At 58.8% G+C, this 17,143-nt stretch carries 11 protein-coding genes; 6 read left to right on the top strand and 5 right to left on the bottom strand.

From position 1 onward, the window contains the following. Nucleotides 1–155 precede the first annotated feature (155 nt). The 3 genes from leuA to xseA form a co-directional block, all read right to left on the bottom strand. Nucleotides 156–1,835 carry a 2-isopropylmalate synthase gene (leuA, locus tag AC1RPZ_RS06830; RefSeq protein ID WP_493136107.1) on the bottom strand — a complete coding sequence of 560 codons (1,680 nt, stop codon included), beginning with the start codon at nucleotides 1,833–1,835 and terminating at the stop codon, nucleotides 156–158. A gap of 480 nt (nucleotides 1,836–2,315) precedes the next feature. Further along, a complete protein-coding gene (locus AC1RPZ_RS06825; RefSeq protein ID WP_493136106.1) occupies nucleotides 2,316–3,137 on the bottom strand; it encodes a peptidoglycan DD-metalloendopeptidase family protein in 822 nt (273 codons plus the stop codon). Nucleotides 3,138–3,140: 3 nt separating this feature from the next. Then, on the bottom strand, nucleotides 3,141–4,520 hold the full coding sequence (xseA, locus tag AC1RPZ_RS06820) for an exodeoxyribonuclease VII large subunit (RefSeq protein WP_493136104.1): 1,380 nt from the start codon (nucleotides 4,518–4,520) through the stop codon (nucleotides 3,141–3,143). Between the two features lie 198 nt (nucleotides 4,521–4,718). Between xseA and AC1RPZ_RS06815 the strand changes: the two genes are divergently transcribed. The 4 genes from AC1RPZ_RS06815 (at nucleotide 4,719) to guaA (ending at nucleotide 9,595) form a co-directional block, all read left to right on the top strand. After that, nucleotides 4,719–5,486 carry a sulfite exporter TauE/SafE family protein gene (locus tag AC1RPZ_RS06815; protein WP_493136102.1) on the top strand — a complete coding sequence of 256 codons (768 nt, stop codon included), beginning with the start codon at nucleotides 4,719–4,721 and terminating at the stop codon, nucleotides 5,484–5,486. A gap of 188 nt (nucleotides 5,487–5,674) precedes the next feature. Next, nucleotides 5,675–6,223: a sugar ABC transporter ATPase gene (locus tag AC1RPZ_RS06810; RefSeq protein WP_493136100.1), complete on the top strand. Its 549-nt coding sequence runs from the start codon at nucleotides 5,675–5,677 to the stop codon at nucleotides 6,221–6,223. A 228-nt stretch (nucleotides 6,224–6,451) separates the two neighbouring features. Then, nucleotides 6,452–7,921: an IMP dehydrogenase gene (guaB, locus tag AC1RPZ_RS06805; protein ID WP_493136098.1), complete on the top strand. Its 1,470-nt coding sequence runs from the start codon at nucleotides 6,452–6,454 to the stop codon at nucleotides 7,919–7,921. A gap of 96 nt (nucleotides 7,922–8,017) precedes the next feature. Continuing rightward, nucleotides 8,018–9,595, top strand: coding sequence for a glutamine-hydrolyzing GMP synthase (guaA, locus tag AC1RPZ_RS06800; RefSeq protein WP_493136096.1), 1,578 nt, complete (start codon nucleotides 8,018–8,020; stop codon nucleotides 9,593–9,595). A gap of 82 nt (nucleotides 9,596–9,677) precedes the next feature. Here the strand turns inward: guaA and AC1RPZ_RS06795 are convergent, their stop codons facing one another. Next, entirely contained in the window at nucleotides 9,678–12,749 is a 3,072-nt protein-coding gene (locus AC1RPZ_RS06795; protein WP_493136094.1) for a dermonecrotic toxin domain-containing protein, read from the bottom strand. Between the two features lie 101 nt (nucleotides 12,750–12,850). After that, nucleotides 12,851–13,555, bottom strand: a complete 705-nt coding sequence (gene treR / locus AC1RPZ_RS06790; RefSeq protein ID WP_493136092.1) for a trehalose operon repressor — start codon at nucleotides 13,553–13,555, stop codon at nucleotides 12,851–12,853. A gap of 228 nt (nucleotides 13,556–13,783) precedes the next feature. Between treR and treP the strand changes: the two genes are divergently transcribed. Then, nucleotides 13,784–15,226, top strand: a complete 1,443-nt coding sequence (gene treP, locus AC1RPZ_RS06785) for a PTS system trehalose-specific EIIBC component (protein WP_493136090.1) — start codon at nucleotides 13,784–13,786, stop codon at nucleotides 15,224–15,226. A gap of 146 nt (nucleotides 15,227–15,372) precedes the next feature. Beyond that, entirely contained in the window at nucleotides 15,373–17,022 is a 1,650-nt protein-coding gene (treC, locus tag AC1RPZ_RS06780; RefSeq protein ID WP_493136088.1) for an alpha,alpha-phosphotrehalase, read from the top strand. Nucleotides 17,023–17,143 lie beyond the last annotated feature (121 nt).

The following is a 17,143-nucleotide window of genomic DNA, read 5'->3' as shown; positions in this document are numbered from 1 at the left end:
CACTCTCAGTACATCGTCGGCAGCGTCAGGTGTGTATAGGAGAAGGGGAGCGGGCTTGCTCGCGAAGAGGCCATCACAGACAACACAAAACCTGCAGATGAACAAAAAGGCCCCGAGGTTTTCACCTCGGGGCCTTTTATGTTTCAGCGTGGGACTTACGCCGCTTTCGCTTCCGGCTGGCTCAGGGAGCGGTTCAGCGCGCTGAACAGGGCCTTGAAGCTGGCAGTGGTGATGTTTTCATCGATGCCCACACCATGCACCGCACGCTCGCCGTTCACGCGCAGTTCAATGTAGGCCGCAGCCTTGGCATTGGTGCCTGCGCCGATCGCGTGTTCGTTGTAGTCCATGATTTCCACCGGGATCGGCAGACCGGCCACCAGCGCTTCCAGGGCGCCGTTGCCCTTGCCACGCCAGTGCAGGTTGGTTTCGCCCTGGCCTTTGCTGGAGACTTCCACTTCGACGGCGCTGTGACCGTTCTCTTCCTGCAAGCGATGGCTGACCAGCGCGTATGGCGTGTTGGCCTGCAAGTACTCGCTGTGAAGCAGAGCATGGATCTGCTGGGCAGTCATCTCGAGGCCCAGGCGATCGGTTTCGCGTTGTACGACCTGGCTGAATTCGATCTGCATGCGGCGCGGCAAGTTGATGCCGTATTCCTGTTCCAGCAGGTAAGCGATACCGCCCTTGCCCGACTGGCTGTTGACGCGAATCACCGCTTCGTAGCTGCGACCGATGTCGGCCGGGTCGATCGGCAAGTACGGCACTTCCCACAGCTCGTCCGGTTTCTGCTGGGCGAAGCCCTTGCGGATGGCGTCCTGGTGCGAGCCGGAGAACGCGGTGTGAACCAGGTCGCCGACGTATGGGTGACGCGGGTGCACCGGAATCTGGTTGCACTCTTCAACGACTTTGCGCACACCGTCGATGTCGGAGAAATCCAGCTCAGGGTCAACGCCCTGGGTGTAGAGGTTCAAGGCCACGGTGACGAGGTCGACGTTACCGGTACGCTCGCCGTTACCGAACAGGCAGCCTTCGACACGGTCGGCGCCAGCCATCAGGCCCAGCTCGGTGGCGGCCACGCCAGTGCCACGGTCGTTGTGCGTGTGCAGGCTGATGATCACGCTGTCACGCCGATTGATGTGACGGCCGAACCACTCGATCTGGTCAGCGTAGATGTTCGGTGTGGCGCATTCGACGGTGGCCGGCAGGTTGAGGATCACCTTGTGCTCAGGCGTCGGGTTCCAGACCTCGATCACGGCGTCGCAGACTTCCTTGGCGAATTCCAGCTCAGTGGCGCTGAAGGTCTCTGGTGAGTATTCGAAGGTCCACTCGGTGTTTGGTTGCTGGGCGGCATATTTGACGAACAGCTTGGCGGCATTCACGGCGATGGCCTTGATCCCGTCCTTGTCCTGATTGAAGACAATCCGGCGGAAGGAAGGGGAGGTCGCGTTGTAGAGGTGAACGATGGCTTTTTTCGCGCCACGAAGGGATTCGAAAGTCCGTTCGATCAGGTCTTCACGGCCCTGGGTCAGCACCTGAATGGTGGTGTCGTCCGGGATGTGGCCGCCTTCGATCAGGGTGCGTACGAAGTCGAAGTCGGTTTGCGAAGCGGCCGGGAACGAGGCTTCGATTTCTTTCACGCCGACGGCGACCAGGGTTTTCCAGAAACGCAGCTTTTTCACTGCGTCCATTGGCTCGATCAGCGACTGGTTACCGTCGCGCAAGTCGGAGCTGCACCAGATCGGCGCGGCAGTGATGGTCTTCGACGGCCAGGTGCGATCCGGGATGTCGATAGTCGGGAAAGCGCGGTATTTCGAAGACGGGTGTTTGAGCATGCTCATCGGGAAATCCTTATTGTGTGGGCCGAAAAAAGGCGGCCTGCCGGTGGGTCAAAAAAAGCGTTGGATAAACGTAAGACGAGGCACCGCGATTCAGCCCGGCAGTCGTGCGCTGACGAGGCACAGGCTGCGGTGCTGGCGAAGCTGAATGAGGGTGTGAGAGGTTTTCATGCCTTCAACCCTAACCGCGAGGGTGAAAGATGGCAAGCAGTCGAAAAACTTTGAGAGAAATACTCGAAAATGGTTTTATATCGAGATTTTATTGCTGTGTATCGCTGCGATTGTTGTGTTGTTTGCGCGAGGGTAGGGCTAAGCGCAATTGAAGATTTCAGGCGGCGGGGAGTTCTTCGGTGCCTGTGAAATTGTCATCGCGAGCAAGCTCGCTCCCACAGTGGATTTGGGGTATTCACCAAATCTGTGGTCACACCGATACCCTGTGGGAGCGAGCTTGCTCGCGATGGGGCCATCAGCCTCGGCGAGTATTCAAGGCTGGAACGCACCGATGAAAATCGCCGGGTCCACTCGGGCGTCATTGAGGCTGACGTTCCAGTGCATGTGCGGCCCGGTGGCGCGACCGGTGGAGCCGACTTTGCCGACGACGCCACCGCGCGCCAGTTGCTGGCCGACTTTCACATCGATTTTCGACAGGTGGCAGAACATGCTGATAAAGCCCTGGCCGTGGTCGACGAATACCGTGTTGCCGTTGAAGAAGTAGTTGCCGATCAGAATCACCTTACCGCTCGCCGGGGTCTTGATCGGCGTGCCGGCCGGCACCGCGAAGTCCAGGCCGGCGTGGGGATTGCGCTCTTCGCCGTTGAAGAACCGGCGCACACCGAACTTGCTCGACAGCGGGCCATTGACCGGTTTGTCCAACTGCAGGTTGCTCGGCGTCACCGGGCTGAAACTGCGATAGGCGCGAACCTGTTCGGCCAGCTCAAAGTCGATGCGTTTCAGGTCGTCCGGGTTTGGATTGACCTGACGCTGATTCTTCAAGGTGATGTGCTGTTCCGGGTACTTCTTGTTGCCGACCATGAACGTCAGGTTACGGCCGCCCGCGCTGAGTGCCTGGCTGCCGGGATTGACGGTCAAGGGCACGCCGACAATCGCCAGCCAGTTGTCCTGTTCCTTGACCACCAGCACCGGTTTGCCTTGATAGCTGGCCTTGGGCGCCTGAGCCGAAGTGCCCAGGTCAACCACTGCCACACCGCCGGGCACCGGTTTGTTCAGCAGGCGGGTGATGTAGCTGTCGGCGTGGGCGTTGAAGGTCAGGCAAAGCAACAACAACGGTGCAAGAAAACGCGGCATGGATCAATCCAGTAAAGAAAGGGTGACAGGTGTCAGATGGTTATCTTCGACCCGGACCTGCAGTTCGCCTTCGCCAAGTCTGGCTTTCAGGCGTTGGCCGTTCTGGGTCTGCGCGGCGCTGCGGATCGCGTTGCCGCGCTCATCGAGCAAAATGCTGTAACCACGGCCCAGCGTTGCCAAAGGGCTGACCACGTGCAGGGTTTGCATTTGGGTTTGCAGTTGCAGGCGACGGGCTTTCAGGCCTTCGCGCATCGAGCGCGGCAGACGTTCGGCGAGGCTGTCGAGGCGCTGGCGAAGCAGCGCCAGTTGCCGTCCGGGATGTTGCCCGGCGAGGCGGGTTTCGAGGCGAATCAGTCGTTCGCGACGGGTATTGAGGCTACGTTCGAAAGCTCGGCGCAGGCGCATGTCCAGGTCGTCCAGGCGTTGTGCTTGCTGACGCAGGCGTTCGCCGGGATGGCGCAAGCGGCGCGAGATGCCTTCCAGGCGCAGGCGATCACGCATCAAGCGGTCGCGGATACGCATGACCAGCCGCCGATGCAGGCTTTCGACCCGACGCACCAGATCACTGGAATCCGGGGCCAGCAGTTCAGCTGCGGCGGAAGGCGTCGGTGCACGGACGTCGGCCACGAAGTCGCTGATTGATACATCGGTTTCATGGCCGACGGCGCTGACAATCGGGGTGACGCAAGCATCCACCGCACGGGCCACGGCTTCTTCGTTGAAGCACCAGAGGTCTTCCAGCGAGCCGCCGCCGCGCGCGAGGATCAGCGCATCGAAACCGCGGGCGTCGGCCAGTTTCAGTGCACGGACAATCTGCGCCGTGGCTTCGCGGCCTTGCACGGCGGTGGGGATCAGGGTCAGCACCACCTGCGGCGCGCGGCGGCGGAATACGCTGATGATGTCGCGGATCACCGCGCCGGTCGGCGAACTGATGATACCGATACGTTGCGGGTGGGCTGGCAGCGGCACTTTGCGTTCGGCACTGAACAGGCCTTCGGTGCTGAGTTTTTCCTTCAAGGCATCGAATGCCAGGCGCAACGCACCGTCACCGGCAGGTTCCACGGTGTCGAGTATCAACTGATAGTCGCCACGGCCTTCAAACAGCGAAACCTTGCCCCGGACCTTCACGGCCAGGCCATCCTTCAGCGCCTGACGGACCCGCGCAGCGTTCTGCCGGAACAGTGCACAACGCACCTGGGCGCCGCTGTCCTTGAGGGTGAAATAGATGTGGCCGGACGCTGGGCGAGCGAGGTTGGAGATTTCGCCTTCGACCCAGATATTGCTGAACACGTCTTCGAGCAACACCCGCGCGCGGCCGTTGAGCTGGCTGACCGTCAGGACTTCTCGGTCCAGGCCGAGTCTTGCAAAGGGATCTTTAATCATGGGGCGCAGTTTAAAGGCATTCGGCGGTCAATCTCCATGGCCGATTACCTTCTTGCTGAAGTGAACTCTGTGGGAGCGAGCTTGCTCGCGATTGCGGTGTGACATTCAATAATAGTGTTGGATGTTAAACCGTCATCGCGAGCAAGCTCGCTCTCACAGGGGGTAAAGTCGTCAGTGGTATTCAAGGAAGACGGGGGAATGAACGTGCTTGAGTTATTGAGTCAATGGTCCTTTGGTCCCACGGATTGGCTGGTGATCGGGCTGGGCATCAGTCTGGCCTATATCGTTTTTGGCATCGCCGGGTTTGGCACGGCGCTGGTGGCAGGTCCCATCCTGATTCTGTTCATGCCACTGTCGAAAATCGTGCCCTTGCTGGTGTTGCTGGATTTCATCGCGGCATTCGGCAATTTGCTGCCGTCGCGGCGGGATGTGGCCAAAGCTGAATTGTTGTGGTTGCTGCCGTGCATGGCAGTGGGTTGCACGTTGGGGGTGATCTTTCTGCTGAACCTCAAATCTGATCTGTTGCTGCTATTGATGGGGCTGTTTATCAGCGCGTATGCGATTTACAGCCTGTGGGTGAAAGCCCGGCCGACACAGTTGGCCGCGGCGTGGGCAATCCCGATGGGCACGGTGGGCGGAATGTTTGGGGCGCTGTTCGGCAGTGGCGGCTTTTTATATGCCATCTATCTGAACAGCCGCTTGCCCAAGGACGCGGCCCGGGCGACCCAAAGTGCACTGATCAGTTGCAGCACGGTGGTGCGTTTGAGTCTGTTCGTGATCGCCGGGGTCTATGCCGAGCTACCCTTGTTGGTACTGGCGGTGTGTTTGTTGCCGACAATGGCGCTGGGGCTGTGGATCGGTCGACGGTTGACCATGAAGATGTCCCGTGAAGCCTTTGTGCGGCTGGTGACCTGGCTGGTGCTGGCCAGTGGCATTGCCTTGATCGGGCGCTATTTGAGTACTTGACCGGATTTCGTCAGGGATTAAGCTGCCGGCCGCTCTATCGCCTTCGCGAGCAAGCTCGCTCCCACAGGTGATCTCTGGTGGTCATACAATTATGTGTCGACGGGAGATCCAGTGTGGGAGCGGGCTTGCTCGCGAAGGCGTCATTCGGTACGCCGCAGAACATCCATTTGACGCAGTAGGCTGCACCCATGAATTCGCAAAGTATTATCGTCCCGAAAATCTCCACGCTGGCGGTGCACGAACCTCGGGCGCGAGCGATTGTGCGGTGGCTGGTGCGCAAGAACATCATTGAAGAGCAACTCACCACCTGCGGCCGTACCGGCAATCGCATGGCTCATGCCATTGCACCCGGCGCGCGGGCGGTGGTGTTGCATCCTGAAGCGCTGCCGTTTGGCGAGCCGATCAATGGACTGGAAATCATCACCAAGCGCTGCATCTATACGCCGGCCAAAGGGTTTCTTGAGGAGGCCGGTTGTGCCGAATGCCGCAAAGAGATCGGCGAAGCACTGTTCGAAAGCCTGGAAGACTGGATGCCGGGGCGCACCGACAATTTCATCTGCCCGGAATGCGGACATGAAGACGACATCAACGGCTTTCTGTTCCTGCAAGAGTGCGGTTTTTCGAACCTGGGTTTTATCTTCAATAACTGGGCTGAAGCCGGGTTCAAGCAGAGCTTCATCGACGAATTCGCCGAATGGCTGGACCTGCCGGTGAGTTGGGTCAGGGTAGAGCTATAAACGCTGGACACATTGTAGGAGCTGCCGAAGGCTGCGATCTTTTGATCTTGATTTTCGGTGGCTCTGGAGTCGCTGAAGATCAAAAGATCGCAGCCTGCGGCAGCTCCTACGGGAGCGATAATTCCCATATATCAGTAATACCAATAATAGACAGACTTTTACATTGAGCCTGAGGGGGTGTCTGAGTATAATGGCGCGCTTCCATTTTCCCGCTCGGGAGCCCCCGCGATGCTGCGTATCAGCCAAGAAGCTCTGACCTTCGACGACATTCTTTTAGTGCCCGGTTATTCCGAGGTGCTTCCTAACGAAGTCAGTCTCAAAACCCGCCTTACCCGTGGCATCGAGCTGAATATTCCACTGGTTTCCGCTGCCATGGACACCGTCACTGAGGCCCGTCTGGCTATTGCCATGGCTCAGGAAGGTGGCATCGGTATCATCCACAAGAACATGACCGTCGAGCAGCAAGCTGCCGAAGTGCGCAAGGTCAAGCGGTACGAGGCCGGCGTGGTCAAGGACCCGATCACCATCGAGGCTGACGCCACGGTACGTGAGCTGTTCGAACTGACCCGCATGCACAACATCTCCGGCGTTCCGGTACTGCACGATGGCGACCTGGTCGGCATCGTCACGTCCCGTGACGTGCGTTTCGAGAACCGTCTGGACGCCACTGTCCGTGAAGTGATGACGCCTAAAGAGCGTCTGGTCACGGTCAAGGAAGGCGTCAACAAGAACGACGTTCGCGAGTTGTTGCACAAACATCGCATCGAGCGCGTGCTGATCGTCGACGACAAATTTGCCCTCAAAGGCATGATGACCGTCAACGACATCGAAAAAGCCAAAGCCTATCCACTGGCCAGCAAGGACGACCAGGGTCGTTTGCGCGTTGGTGCTGCGGTCGGTACCGGTAAAGACACCGGCGATCGCGTTGCAGCACTGGTTGCTGCCGGCGTTGACGTGGTGGTGGTCGACACGGCCCACGGTCACTCCAAAGGCGTGATCGACCGCGTTCGTTGGGTCAAACAGAACTTCCCTGAAGTCCAGGTGATCGGCGGCAACATTGCCACCGGCGCTGCCGCCAAGGCGCTGGCCGAAGCGGGGGCTGACGCTGTGAAAGTCGGTATTGGCCCAGGCTCGATCTGCACCACCCGTATCGTTGCCGGTGTCGGCGTGCCGCAAATCAGCGCCATCGCCAACGTCGCTGCTGCTCTTGAAGGCACTGGCGTTCCGTTGATCGCTGACGGCGGCATCCGTTTCTCCGGTGACCTGTCCAAGGCCATCGTTGCCGGTGCTTCCTGCGTGATGATGGGCTCGATGTTCGCCGGTACTGAAGAAGCGCCGGGCGAGATCGAACTGTTCCAGGGCCGTTCGTACAAGGCTTACCGTGGCATGGGTTCGCTGGGCGCCATGTCCCAGGCGCAAGGTTCTTCCGACCGTTACTTCCAGGACTCCTCCGCAGGGGCCGAGAAGCTGGTCCCAGAAGGCATCGAAGGGCGTGTTCCGTACAAGGGCAGCCTGAGCGCGATCATCCATCAACTGATGGGCGGCCTGCGCTCTTCCATGGGCTACACCGGTAGCGCCGATATCGAAGAAATGCGTACCAAGCCAGAGTTCGTGCGCATCACCGGCGCCGGCATGGCGGAATCTCACGTCCACGACGTGCAGATCACCAAAGAAGCGCCAAACTACCGCGTAGGTTGATGCTTCCAGTAAAAAGTTAAGTAACCGGGGCTGTTTTCAGCCCCGAGTTGTTTCTGAATCACGACTGTTTTTGAATTACTTAGACGAGACTGAATCATGGCCCTCGACATTCACGCTCACCGCATCCTGATCCTCGACTTCGGTTCCCAGTACACCCAGCTGATCGCCCGTCGCGTGCGTGAAATCGGTGTTTACTGCGAACTGCATCCGTTCGACATGGACGACGAAGCGATTCGCGAATTCGCGCCGAAAGGGATCATCCTCGCTGGCGGCCCCGAGTCCGTACACGTCGCCGACAGTCCTCGCGCACCGCAAGCGGTCTGGGACCTGGGCGTACCGGTCTTCGGTATCTGCTACGGCATGCAGACCATGGCCGAGCAACTCGGTGGCAAGGTCGAAGGTTCCGAGTTGCGTGAGTTCGGTTATGCCCGCGTTGACGTGGTCGGCAAGAGCCGCTTGCTCGACGGCATCGAAGACCACATCGACGCCGATGGCCTGTTCGGCCTTGACGTGTGGATGAGTCACGGTGACAAGGTCACCAAAATGCCAGCGGACTTCCACGTCCTGGCCAGCACCCCGAGCTGCCCGATTGCCGGCATGTTCAACGACGAGCGCGGCTACTACGGCGTGCAGTTCCACCCGGAAGTGACCCACACCAAACAGGGCGGTCGCATCCTCTCGCGCTTCATCCTCGACATCTGCGGCTGCGAAGCCCTGTGGACGCCTTCGAAGATTGCTGAAGACGCCATCGCCAACATTCGTACCCAGGTCGGCACCGACAACGTACTGCTCGGCCTGTCCGGCGGCGTTGACTCCTCGGTAGTTGCCGCGCTGCTGCACAAAGCCATTGGCGATCAGCTGACCTGCGTCTTCGTCGACAACGGCCTGCTGCGTCTGCACGAAGGCGAGCAAGTGATGGCCATGTTCGCCGAGAACATGGGCGTCAAGGTGATCCGCGCCAACGCCGAAGACCAGTTCCTGAATAACCTGGCCGGCGAGTCCGACCCAGAGAAGAAGCGCAAGATCATCGGCCGTACGTTCATTGACGTGTTCGATGCCCAGTCCAACAAACTGGACAACATCAAGTACCTGGCCCAAGGCACCATCTACCCGGACGTGATCGAGTCGGCTGGCGCCAAAAGCGGCAAGGCTCATGTGATCAAGTCGCACCACAACGTGGGTGGCCTGCCGGAAGAAATGAACCTCAAGCTGGTTGAACCCCTGCGCGAGCTGTTCAAGGACGAAGTCCGTCGTCTGGGCCTGGAACTCGGCCTGCCGTACGACATGGTCTACCGTCACCCGTTCCCGGGCCCGGGCCTGGGTGTGCGGATCCTTGGTGAAGTGAAGAAGGAATACGCCGACCTGCTGCGTCGCGCCGACCACATCTTCATTGAAGAACTGCGTAAAGCCGACTGGTACCACAAGGTCAGCCAGGCGTTCGTGGTGTTCCAGCCAGTGAAATCGGTAGGCGTGGTCGGTGACGGCCGTCGTTACGCCTGGGTGGTCGCACTGCGTGCGGTAGAAACCATCGACTTCATGACTGCGCGTTGGGCACACCTGCCTTACGAACTGCTGGAAACCGTCAGCGGTCGCATTATCAATGAAATCGAAGGCATCTCCCGCGTCACCTACGACGTCTCGAGCAAGCCGCCTGCGACTATTGAGTGGGAGTGATCCCGCACACGCCTTGATGGCCTGAGCGCTGGAACAGCAAAAGCCGTGTGAAACCAGATTTCACACGGCTTTTTTGTGCGCGCTACAGCGGTTTCGACCACCCGGCCAGTGTCATGCCCATTTGATCGAGAGCCCCCAGTAACGCCTTGATACTGGGAAAGCGTCGCCCGCTGACCGAGGACCAGGATGGACGCTTGATGTAGTAGTAACCACGCTCCGTCTCGATGGCGGTGCGCACGACCGAGTTGTTGTTACTTCGGTGCATCAGATATGTCCCGATCGGCTCTTGTTTCAAGGTATACAGGCCAGGGCGGGACAGCAGGGTTTCGATCTCCGGCATGGTTTGCGCCATCCAGGGGGTCTCGACCTGGAGGCGAAGATCGTTTTTGACAAACTCGACAGTTTGCCCCATTAGGTCAGCGGAGTATGTCCTGCCCGGATCGGCCACGATTCCGCTGGATTTTCCCTCGGCGACATCCTCGATCCGCAAACCAATGGCTTCCTCCAATTCGCTGACTCCCGCGACATTCCGGTAGGTGTTGGCGTGGGAGTTACCCATCAATGCCACCCATTTGTGAGCACCGTGCATTGCCTGGTCGGTCCGGATGACTGTCCTGGCGTAGAAATTCATCATTTTCTGCCTGAGCGCCTCTTCGTAGACACGCTCTCCAGACTTGAAAGTCCTCGTGCCGCTGAGCCTGTAGCTCGCCATGCAGTCGATGGCCTGAACCCGAATGCGGTGTTTACCGGCTGTCCTGACCACTTCAAGAAACGTATAGCGCTCGAGCGGGTCGGTGATATGCCCCTTATCGAGTCCCTTCAAATATTGTTCAAGGGCCTCTGGCATCGAGCCTGTATTGAAAAGCTCATCCAGATCGGCCTGGTGGAAATCGGTGAGCAGATGTTCCATGTAGAGCGTTTTAACGTTCTGTCTGGCCAAATGCTCCATGTTGTCGATCAGAAACTGCTTACTGCCGATGTCACTATGGCTTTCGCCAATCACCAGCCCCCGGGCGTCCTGGAAAAGCGTCTGGATGATGGTCTGGTCCGTTGCGGCTGGATCCAGTGGCGGTATGGACGGTCTTGGCGGGAGTTGAGGGTGCTCGTAAAAGCGCGCCGCATCTTGATAAAGACGTGTTCTGATGGCCTTGAAGTCTCGGTAAGGGTCAGATGTCTGCATACTCTCGTAGGCATCCCATAATGAACGATCATGGAATCCGGCTGCCGCGTCTTTGAGCGCTGATCGCAATTCAGTCGGCACCTCATAAGAAGTGTCAGTTACTGGCAGGCGGGGAGTGGGACTGGAGGGGCCGGGCTGAACGGTCCCGGGCTTGCTGAGCGTCTTTCCTCCGCCTTTAAGTCCCTCTTTCGCCACCGTTTCCCAATTCCCTTCGGCATTCAGGCGCACCGCAATCGTGCCCGAAAACGCTGTCGGGTTTTGCGGATCAATGATGGCCCAGTGGCCGACGCCATTCACGTCTGTTTTAAAGTCAACGTAGTACGCGGTGTCGTCCAGCAGGATGGCGGTCGAAGGGTTGGCGTCGAGGCGATAGATACCCTGGAACTTTCCAGGTTCGCTTTCCGGCGTCATACCTTCGAGCAGTTCATTGGCTTGCCAGTTGTCCGGTAGGGTGGGCCGCTGGATTTCAGGTAGCGCCTGCGCAAGCCCTTCGAACAGCGATGTCGCCCCCTCAGCCTCGCCGGCCAGTTCAGGCCAACCTATTGGCTTCGTACCTTTTTCTATCGGTGTCACTTCGGTCGGAGTCGGTCCGGGGCCTTGGGGCGGTGGGGTCTTTCCCTTCAGATCAGCCATTTCTGTCGCTTCGGCGGCGTCAATCTCGGGGCCGACTTCCTCCAGTGAGCCGGGGCCTTTCAGGGCGAGCAGGTTGAACAACACATCGATGCTGCTGAGCACCGCACCCAGGACGCCGGCCTTGCGTTCTTCGGCTGTTTTGCCATTGACCGCCTGATCGATGTTCAACCCCATGTTGGCGATGCTGGCTCCGATCACTGGCAGTGCAATCGGCCAGCCGACGACCGCCATCGGGCCAAACACTTTCACGCCGGCGCTGAGGTAACCGATCCACAGTTTTTTACGTAGATCGCCATTGGACGTCAGGGACAGCGCGGCCTCGGCGAATATCGCGGCTTTTGTCGAGTCTCGTAACCAACTGAAGGCGTCACCGCGAATGACCTGGTTTTCCTGGTTGATCAGGTGATGGTCGTACTTGCCCCACGTGCTGACCAGCCGGTTCATAAGGTCAGTGATGTTCTCGGCGATACTCTGACGATCGGCCAGGGAAAAATGCGTCATGAACGCCTGGCGCGCATCCTCCTTGTTCATCCGCTGCAACATCCAGTAGTGCATGTCCGTGGCGGTTTCCAGTACCTGGAAGGTGTCGGTGTTGCCGGGCAGGTAAACGATCTGCCGGCCCTTGGGTGCGACAAAGCGAAGAATGTTGGTGGCGACGTAGCCGGCGACATCCAGGGCTCGAATGCTGTCAGTGCCAGGGTGTTGCGATTGCAAAAACTGCAAGCTGATCGGCCAGGTGATCGGGCCAAGGACTGCATGTGTAACGAACTGGAAATCCTCGTCGCTCAACTGGCCTTTGTCACGGGCCTGGACGGCTTTGATAAGGAAATTGCATTTGGCCAGAGTACGAAAATCAGTGCCGGAATCGTTCCAGAAGGCTGTCAGTCTCTCTGTGTACAACGAGCTGAAGTCGATGCTCCAGAAATCCTTCAGCACCTCGTTGCCGTGCAGGCGAACCTCGTTGGTTTCATTGAACGTGCCGGCGTTCGGGCCAGCGGTATAGAAGCCCGCATACACATCGAGCAGATCGGCGTTGTCCTGGTCGGTGGCGCGGAACCGGTGGATCACCAGTTGGGTCAGGGTCATGGAGGAGGTCGGCGTTGCGTTGACATGCTCCCAACCGGTAAAGGCTTTCGAGCTGCTTTGGGATGCGTCGAAGCGGTGCAAATACACCTGATCCGGATCAAGGCCGGTGATGGCGTATTTCTGCAGTAAATTGCTGGCGACCTCGTGAGCCATGTCTTGCAGGCTGGGGCACGTCTGGATGACGCTGGTGGCAATCGCCTTGAGCGCTGCCTTGTCGGCGGCATTGGGCAGTGGGCGGGTTTCGTTCGGGTTCATTCACGCTCTATCCTTGAGAAATGGGCATCGAGGATGACCCGTTAGCTCAAGGGAGGTGCACTACATAGTTATCCCCCAAGGCTATCCGGGGCTCTGTAGTGTCAGCGCCTGGCCACATCCGAAAAATAGAACTTGTCCAGGGTATGCCGCGACTCGGTGTACTCGAACTGCCGGCCATCCTGCAAAAAGGTCTGGTTGCTGACCACGATCACATGGCTTTGCCCCTCAAGGTCAAGGTGCTGCTGGTCATCCTTGCTCCGGGGCACCGCTTCAATGGTGCGCTGGGCGTAGGCGATCTGCAGTTGCAGGGTTTGCTCGATAAAGGCGTAGATCGAGTGCTCGGCAATGTCGCGGGACAATCCGGGAATCACGTCGCTGACGAAATGGTTGATATCCAGAATCACCCGTTTACCGTCGATTCGCCGCACGCGTTTGATCCGCGTGATCAGGCTGCCTTCTTCGGCTTTCAGGTGTTCGAGCAAGGCGCCTTGCAGGGGAATCTGCTCGAACTCCACCACCTCGGTGCTGACGTCATTGCCCAGCCTTGGGTAGGTTTCCTGAAAACTGACGATACCGCCGAGTTGGAATTCGATCGGGCTGGGCGACAGCACGAAGGTGCCTTTACCGTGTATTTTTTGCGCGAAACCGCGTTCCTGAAGCAGTTCGATCGCTTTGCGTACGGTGCCGCGACTGGCCTGGTAGCTGTCCATCAGTTCGGTTTCGGAAGGCAGCCGGGCGCCGCGTTCCAGACGTTCGGTGGTGATACTGGCAAGCAGATCGCTGTAGATCTGGTTGTATTTGCTCATGGGAATGGCTGCGTTGTGCTCAAGGCAGGAACCTTAGGGAACGCGTGAGGGTTTGTCTATTGCGCTGATGGCGGGGTGGTCGTGGTTGCCGGAGATATCGCCACTGGTCGGTTGGTCATTAAACAAATTCAAACTCGTCTGTACGAGTTGTTGCATTAACTCGTACAGACGAGTACTTTTCGCTTCGGCGTGCTGCCAATAACAAGAAACTAACAGTGGAAGACAAGCATGAGCCACGACTACCCGAACATCGCCCGCGAGTTGCTGCACAGCCTCGGTGGCATCGACAACCTCGAGCAGGCCGCGCATTGCGTCACGCGTCTGCGCCTGGCCCTCAAAGACCCACGCCTGGTCGACAGTACGACGCTGAACCAGATCGACCTGGTCAAAGGATCGTTCTTCACCGGCGGCCTGTTTCAGGTGGTCATCGGTCCCGGCGAGGTCGAGAAGGTCTACGCCGCACTGCGCGAGCAGACCGGTCTCGCCGCGTCGACCATCGCTGATGTGAAACAAAAGGGCGTCGACAAGACCAATGCCATGCAACGGTTGGTGCGGGTGTTCTCCGATGTGTTCATGCCGATTCTGCCGGCGCTGATCATTGCCGGTCTGTTGATGGGCGTGAACAACCTGATCGGCGCCAAAGGCATGTTCATCGCGGGCAAGACTTTGCTTGAGGCCTACCCGACGCTGGACGGGGTCTGGAGCCTGATCAACCTGATGGCCAACACCTCGTTCGTGTTCCTTCCGGCGCTGGTCGGCTGGTCGGCGGCCAAGCGCTTTGGCGGCAGTGAAATCCTTGGCATCGTGCTCGGCCTGATGCTGGTTCACCCGGACCTGCTCAACGCCTGGAACTACGGCAAAGCGGTGGCCGGGCTGGACGGCCAGAGCCTGCCGTACTTCGATATTTTTGGCTGGTTCAAGATCGAGAAGGTCGGCTACCAGGGCCAGATCCTGCCGATCCTGATGGCCGCCTACGTCATGAGCGTCATTGAAAAATGGCTGCGGGCACGGGTGCCGAACGCCATTCAACTGTTGGTGGTGCCGATTACCACGATCGTCGTGACCGGGGTGTTGGCGCTGGCGGTGATCGGTCCGGTGACCCGTCACCTGGGGATTCTGATCACTGAAGGCGTGGTGACCTTGTTCGACCTGGCACCGATGGTCGGCGGGGCGATTTTCGGTCTGCTCTATGCGCCGCTGGTGATCACCGGCATGCACCACATGTTCCTCGCGGTAGACTTGCAGTTGATCTCGACTCAGGGCGGCACGTTCATCTGGCCGATGATTGTCATGTCCAACCTCGCACAAGGCAGCGCGGCACTCGGGGTGTTCTACATGACCCGCAGCGCGCGGGATAAAAGCATGGCCTCGACCTCGGCGATTTCCGCCTATTTCGGCATCACCGAACCGGCCATGTTCGGCGTCAACCTGCGCTACAAGTTTCCGTTCTACGCAGCGTTGATTGGCTCGGCGCTGGGCTGCATGTTCCTGTCGCTGAACAAGGTTCAGGCCTCGGCGATCGGTGTCGGCGGCTTGCCTGGTTTCATCTCGATCATCCCGCAGTTCATTCCGATGTTCGTGGTCGGGATGGTCATCGCCATGGTCGTACCGTTTGTTTTGACCTGCGGCTTGAGCATGAAAATTGTTCGGCCCGGGTACCGAGTCGCTTGATAGATCGCTATCGCCCGTAGGAGCTGCCGAAGGCTGCGATCTTTTCTCTCGGACTCATTTGAGTCTCAAGAGGAAGATCAAAAGATCGCAGCCTTCGGCAGCTCCTACGCGGCGATAAGTACAAAACTTACTGAAGGATTTGCGCCATGCAAGACTGGCAGCGTTCGGTGATCTACCAGATCTACCCGAAGAGTTTTCACAGCCACGCCGGCAACCCCACGGGCGATCTGCTCGGGGTGGTGGCCAAGCTCGATTACCTGCAATGGCTGGGTGTCGACTGCCTGTGGATCACCCCGTTCCTGCGCTCGCCCCAGCGCGACAACGGCTACGACATCAGCGACTACTACGCCATCGACCCGAGCTACGGGACCATGGCCGACTGCGAGTTGCTGATCGCCGAGGCCGGCAAGCGCGGGATCAAGCTGATGCTCGATATCGTGGTCAACCACACCTCCATCGAGCACACCTGGTTCCAGCAAGCGCGCAGCAGCCTTGATAACCCGTACCGTGACTTCTACATCTGGCGCGATCAGCCGAACAACTGGGAGTCCAAGTTCGGCGGTTCGGCGTGGGAATACGAGGCGCAAACCGGGCAGTACTTTCTGCACCTGTTCGACCACACCCAGGCCGACTTGAACTGGGACAACCCGCAGGTTCGCGCTGAAGTCTTCAAGCTGATGCGCTTCTGGCGTGACAAGGGCGTGGGCGGTTTTCGCCTGGACGTGATCAACCTGATCTCCAAGCCAGCAGATTTTCCCGAGGACAACAGCGATGGCCGGCGCTTCTACACCGACGGCCCGAACGTGCACGAGTACTTGCAGGAAATGCACCGCGAAGTGTTTGAAGGTCATGACCTGATCAACGTCGGCGAGATGTCTTCCACCAGCCTTGAGCATTGCATCCGCTATTCGCGGCCTGACTCGAAAGAGCTGTCGATGACCTTCAACTTCCATCACCTGAAGGTCGATTACCCGAACATGCAGAAGTGGGTTCGCGCCGACTTCGACTTCCTCGAACTCAAGCGCATCCTTTCCGACTGGCAAGCCGGGATGCAGGCCGGTGGCGGCTGGAATGCGCTGTTCTGGTGTAACCACGATCAGCCGCGCGTGGTGTCGCGGTTTGGCGATGACGGCGAACATCGGGTGGTCTCGGCGAAGATGCTCGGCACCGCGCTGCACTTTCTGCAGGGCACACCGTTCATCTATCAGGGTGAAGAGTTGGGCATGACCAATCCGGGCTTCGAGCGCATTGAGCAGTACCGTGATGTCGAAACCCTGAACATCTATCGCCTCAAGCGCGAGGCCGGCGAGTCCGAGGCGTCGAGCATGGCCGCGATCATGCAGAAATCCCGCGACAACAGTCGCACCCCGATGCACTGGAACGCGCAACCGCATGCCGGTTTCAGCAGTGCCGAACCGTGGATCGGCGTGCCGGCCAACGCCACGCAGATCAACGTCGAAAACCAACTCGACGACACGACGTCGGTGCTGCACCACTATCGCCAGTTGATTGCCCTGCGCCGCAGCGAACCGCTGATTCAGGACGGCGTGTATCGCCAGCTCTTGCCCACGCACCCGCAGGTCTGGATTTACCTGCGTGAAGGCCAAGGCGAGCGTCTGCTGGTGGTGAACAACTTCTACGGCACGGCCTGTGAAGTCGAGTTACCTGAGCGGGTGATCACCGACTGCAGGTTGCAACGCCTGGTGATCAGCAACTACCCGGATGGCGAAGTGCGCAATCGACAGCTGTTTCTGCGGCCTTACGAGTCGTTCGTTCTGCACCTGACCGACCACTAAATAACACGCTCCTTCTTTCGTAGGAGCTGCCGAAGGCTCGGGCCGCGTTCGGACGATCTTTTCTCTCGGACTCACTTGAGTCTCAAGAGAAAGATCAAAAGATCGCAGGCTGCGCCAGCTC

It is taken from the genome of Pseudomonas sp. GW822-FHT02D10 (genome assembly GCF_058802345.1).
Note: the sequence above shows the minus strand (reverse complement) of the source record. Positions and strands in the feature narration are given on the sequence as shown.